Below are 4,997 nucleotides of genomic sequence, written 5' to 3' on the forward strand. Positions count from 1 at the left end.
GTATAGCCGTAACCACCGTGCACCTGGATGGCCAGCGAATTGGCCTCCAGGCACCATTCGCTGGGCCAGCTTTTGGCAATCGGCGTCAGCACTTCTAGCAGCAGGCGCGCGTCGTCGGCAGCCTGCGCTTCGGCGGTGTGGTGTTCATCGACCAGGCGGGCGCAGTACAGCTCCAGCGCCAGCGCGCCTTCGCAATACGCTTTTTGCGCCAGCAGCATGCGCTTGACGTCGGCGTGCTCGATGATGCGGATTTGCGGCTGGGAAGCGTCTTTGCCCACGGCACCTGTGCCGTTTTTGGAACCTCCGCCCACCGGTCTGCCCTGCGGCCGGTTTTTGGCGTAATCGAGGCTGGCGTAGTAGCCCGCCATGCCCAGCATGGTCGCGGCTGTGCCTACCCCGATGCGCGCCTCATTCATCATGTGGAACATGCAGCGCAGGCCTTCATGCGGCTTGCCCACCAGGTAGCCGACTGCGCCGGCCTGGCCATCCACCGGGTATTTGCCTTCGCCAAAGTTGAGCAGCGTGTTGGTGGTGCCGCGCCAGCCCAGCTTGTGGTTGAGGCCCGCCAGCGCCACGTCGTTGCGCACGCCGGTGAGCTCGCCTTTTGTATCGACCATCTTCTTGGGCACGATAAAAAGCGAAATGCCGCGCGTGCCGGCGATCAGCTTGCCGTCCGGCCCCGGTATCTTGGCCAGCACGAGGTGGATGATGTTGTCGGTCAGCTCATGCTCGCCGGCCGAGATCCACATCTTGTTGCCTTTGAGGCGGTACCGCGCACCCAGCGGGTCGGCCTCAAAGCCATCGCCGTCAGGCACCGCACGCGTGGTCACATCGCTGAGCGACGAACCGGCCTGCGGCTCCGACAAACACATGGTGCCGGAGAAGCGGCCCGAGAATTCGTTCTTGGCGAAGACTTCCTTCTGTATGTCGGTGCCGTGCACCATTAGCAGGTTGGCATTGCCGGTAGTGAGCAGGCCTGAGCCGATGCTGACCGAGGCCATGGCGAAGAAGGCATTGGCTGCAGCCTCCACGGTGTAAGGCAGTTGCATGCCGCCGACTTCATAGTCCTGCGCGGCGCTGAGCATGCCCGAGGCCGCGTAGGCCTTTTGCGCGTCGTGCGTGGCCTGCGGCAGGATGACTTTTTCGCCGTCGAAGTGCGGCTCCTGCGTGTCCACTATGCGGTTGAAAGGTGCGTATTTCTCGCGCGCGATGCGCTCGCAGGTGTCGAACACCGCGTCAAAGGTCTCTCGCGAATGATCAGAAAACCGCGCCCGCTGGTTCAGCGACTCGGCGTCCAGCCATTGGTAAAGCAGGAAGTCTAGGGTGGGCCTGAGGCTCATCGTGGAAGCTCCGGAAACGTTGGTAGCGCCAGGCGACAGGCGTGGCCTTTACGGACAGCCCGCCTCCGGCATCTGTTTAACCAGTCGGCGCGCGCCTTGCATCAGCTGATCGGTTTCCATCAGTTCAGCCAACTTGGCGCGGTAGTCCAAAAGCGCCGGATACAAGGGACTGTCCGCGCTGCAGTTGCGAAACTTCATCTTGGAGCAAAAGTCCTGCGGCGTGATAGTGCCGCGGCGCGGCGGCATCATTGGGATGGATGCCTTTGTCAACGCAAAGTCCATGAGTGACGAGGCGATTCCCGGCCAACCGGCGTAAACCTCATTGGCCTGCAACTGGCGATAGGCCGCCAGGTCCTCCGGAGAAAGACGGGCAAAAAAAGCCTGACTCAGGGCCTCGGTGGAAGCGGAAAGCCGGTCCAGCACCTGATCGTCACCCTGGGTCACGCCTGGCACCTCGCTGGCGCTGGCAAACGCATTCTTTCCGCCGGGAATCACATCGTCCAGCGCCTGGTCTAGCGGTGAGCGCAACTTCAGCTCATCGGCCAGCCGTCGCACCTTGGCCAAGGGCCAATTCCATGTCCTGCCGCTGTTGACGTCGGTGAGGGAGACGGCCATCAGATCCAGGCCGTTGGCGACAGCGACCACCGCCAGGCCGCGCTGGCCTTGCAAAGAGCTTTGAAGCGCATTCCATGCATGGATCTGGGCCGGGCTGAAAGCGCCCTGCGCGGCCAGACGGCTGACCCGCACCGTCAACGCTTCGGTGGTGTCACCCTGAACGCCGTGGCGATCCAGGCCGCTCAGCCAGTCACGCGCAGCGTCCGCCACCGCCACCATGCCGGGCGCAGGCCGGGCCGGAAAGCCTTGGCGGTCCAGCGCCGAACAACGCAGCAGCAACATATTTCGGCGCGTCAGTTCGTGGCCCTGCTGCCAGAGCTTTAAGCCGACCACGATGTGCTCACGGTAAGCTGGCGTGGCCAAAAGCCCGGGCATGATCGGAACGGTATCGTCAGCCGGTGCTGCCTGGCAGGCACCGCCCGCCAGAGACAGCAGCAAGCACACCGCGCCCTGACGCCATCGCGGAAACGAGCTGGACCGGTGCGATGACGACATGGCGGCTTAAAGGACTTCGTAAATGCCGGCTGCGCCCATGCCGCCGCCAATGCACATGGTCACGCAGACGCGCTTGGCGCCGCGGCGTTTGCCTTCGATGAGCGCATGGCCGGTCAGGCGCTGGCCGGTCACGCCGTAGGGATGGCCGACGGCAATGGCGCCGCCGTTGACGTTGAGTTTGTCCATCGGGATACCCAGCTTGTCGGCGCAGTACAGCACCTGCACGGCGAAGGCTTCGTTGAGTTCCCAGAGGTCGATGTCGCTGATCTTCAGGCCCAGCTTGGCCAGCACCTTGGGGATCGCGAAGACCGGGCCAATGCCCATTTCGTCGGGCTCGCAGCCGGCGACCGCGAAGCCGAGGAAGCGGCCCAGGGGCTTGAGGCCCTTCTTTTCCGCGAGGGTTTCGTTCATGACCACCACAGCGCCACCACCGTCGGAAAACTGGCTGGCGTTGCCGGCCGCGATCACGCCGCCGGGGATGGCCGGCTTGATGCCGCTGATGCCTTCCTTGGTCGTGCCTTCGCGGATGCCTTCGTCCTTGCTCACGGTGACCTGTTTGGTCGAGAGGCCCATGACCTTGTCGGCCACGCCGGCCGTCACGGTGATCGGTGCGATTTCGGCTTCAAACAGGCCGGCGGCCTGGGCGGCTGTGGCCTTTTGCTGGCTCAGCGCGCCGTATTCGTCCATGCGGTCGCGCGAGATGTTGTAGCGCTTGGCGACCTGCTCGGCCGTCTGCAGCATGTTCCAGTAGATCTCGGGCTTGTTCTTGGCCAGCCACGTGTCGGCCAGCATGTGGGTGTTCATTTCCTGCTGCACGCAGGAAATGCTTTCGACGCCGCCAGCCACATAGATGTCGGCTTCACCTGCAATCACGCGCTGGGCTGCGGTGGCGATGGTCTGCAGGCCGGAGGAGCAAAAACGGTTGATGGTCATGCCCGACACGGTGACCGGGCAGCCGGCGCGCAGCGCGATCTGGCGCGCGATGTTGGCGCCCGTGGCGCCTTCGGGCGTGGCGCAGCCCATGATGACGTCATCGACCTCGGCAGCTTCGATGCCGGCGCGCTGGATGGCGTGCTCGACAGCGTGGCCGCCCAGTGTGGCGCCGTGCGTCATGTTGAAGGAACCCTTCCAGCTTTTGGCCAGGGGGGTGCGTGCGGTGGAAACGATTACTGCTGAAGTCATGGGATTCTCCGAATCGGGGCGTTGATTTGTGCGGTCTGCTGGGCTTAGGTGGACAGGTTGAAGGTCTTGCCTTCAGCCGCGAGCTTGGCCAGCAGGGGTGCGGGCTTCCAGAATTTGGCGTCGTCCAGCGGATTCTGGGCGAAGCGGTTCATGCTTTGCACCACGTTGAAGAGGCCGACCTGGTCGGCGTACAGCATGGGGCCGCCGCGGTAGACCGGGAAGCCATAGCCCATGATGTAGACCATGTCGATGTCGCTGGCCTTGGAGGCGATGCCTTCTTCCAGGATGTGCGCGGCCTCGTTGACCAGTGAATACACCAAGCGCTGCACGATTTCTTCGTCGGAAATCTTGCGCGGCGTGATGCCCAGGCTCTTGCGGTGGTCTTCAATCATCTTGACGACTTCGGCGTTCGGGATCGCGTCGCGCTTGCCAGGCACGTAGTCGTACCAGCCGGCGCCGGTCTTCTGGCCGAAGCGGCCTTTTTCGCAGAGCAGGTCGGCCGTCTTGCTGTACTTCATGTCCGGCTTTTCGGTGTAGCGGCGCTTGCGGATCGTCCAGCCGATGTCGTTACCGGCCAGGTCGCCCATGCGGAACGGGCCCATGGCAAAGCCGAATTTCTCGATGGCTTTGTCGACCTGTTCGGGCGTGCAGCCTTCATCGAGCAGGAAACCACCCTGGCGGCCGTACTGCTCGATCATGCGGTTGCCGATAAAGCCGTCGCAGACGCCGGAGACCACCGCCGTCTTCTTGATCTTCTTGCCCACGGCCATCACCGTAGCCAGCACGTCCTTGCCGGTCTTGGCGCCACGCACCACTTCGAGCAGCTTCATCACGTTGGCCGGGCTGAAGAAATGCAGGCCGACCACGTCTTGCGGGCGCTTGGTGAAGCCAGCGATTTTGTTGACGTCGAGTGTGGAGGTGTTGGAGGCCAGAATGGCGCCGGGCTTCATCACACGGTCCAGTTCTTTAAAGACCTTCTCCTTGACGCCCATCTCTTCAAACACGGCCTCGATCACGAGGTCGGCGTCCTTGAGGTCGTCGTAGCTCAGCGTGGTGCTGAGCAGGTCCATGCGCTGCTCGTACTTGTCCTGCTTGAGCTTGCCCTTCTTCACCTGGGCTTCGTAGTTCTTGCTGATGATGCCCAGGCCTTTGTCCAGCGCCTCCTGCTTCATCTCCAGAATCTTGACCGGAATGCCGGCGTTCAGGAAGTTCATGGCGATCCCGCCGCCCATGGTGCCGGCCCCAATGACGGCAACGGACTTGATCTCGCGCTTGGGCGTGTCTTCCGGCACGTCGGGAATCTTGGAGGCGGCGCGCTCGGCCATGAAGATGTGGCGCAGCGCGCGGCTTTCGGGTGTCCACATC

At 63.2% G+C, this 4,997-nt stretch carries 4 protein-coding genes; all 4 read right to left on the minus strand.

Annotated elements, in window-relative coordinates; genetic code table 11:
• On the minus strand, window positions 1-1,340 hold a 1,340-nt coding region (locus AC1D0Z_RS15890; RefSeq protein ID WP_477659189.1), incomplete at its 3' end, for an acyl-CoA dehydrogenase family protein.
• Window positions 1,341-1,388: 48 nt separating this feature from the next.
• Window positions 1,389-2,330 (minus strand): hypothetical protein, encoded by a 942-nt coding sequence (locus tag AC1D0Z_RS15895; protein WP_477659190.1) that lies wholly within the window; start codon window positions 2,328-2,330, stop codon window positions 1,389-1,391.
• Between the two features lie 126 nt (window positions 2,331-2,456).
• Entirely contained in the window at window positions 2,457-3,632 is a 1,176-nt protein-coding gene (locus tag AC1D0Z_RS15900; RefSeq protein ID WP_477659191.1) for an acetyl-CoA C-acyltransferase, read from the minus strand.
• 44 nt (window positions 3,633-3,676) lie between these two features.
• Window positions 3,677-4,997: 3-hydroxyacyl-CoA dehydrogenase (locus AC1D0Z_RS15905; protein ID WP_477659192.1), on the minus strand; the 1,321-nt coding region annotated here is incomplete at its 5' end.

This window comes from Polaromonas sp. P1_E3 (assembly GCF_056405935.1).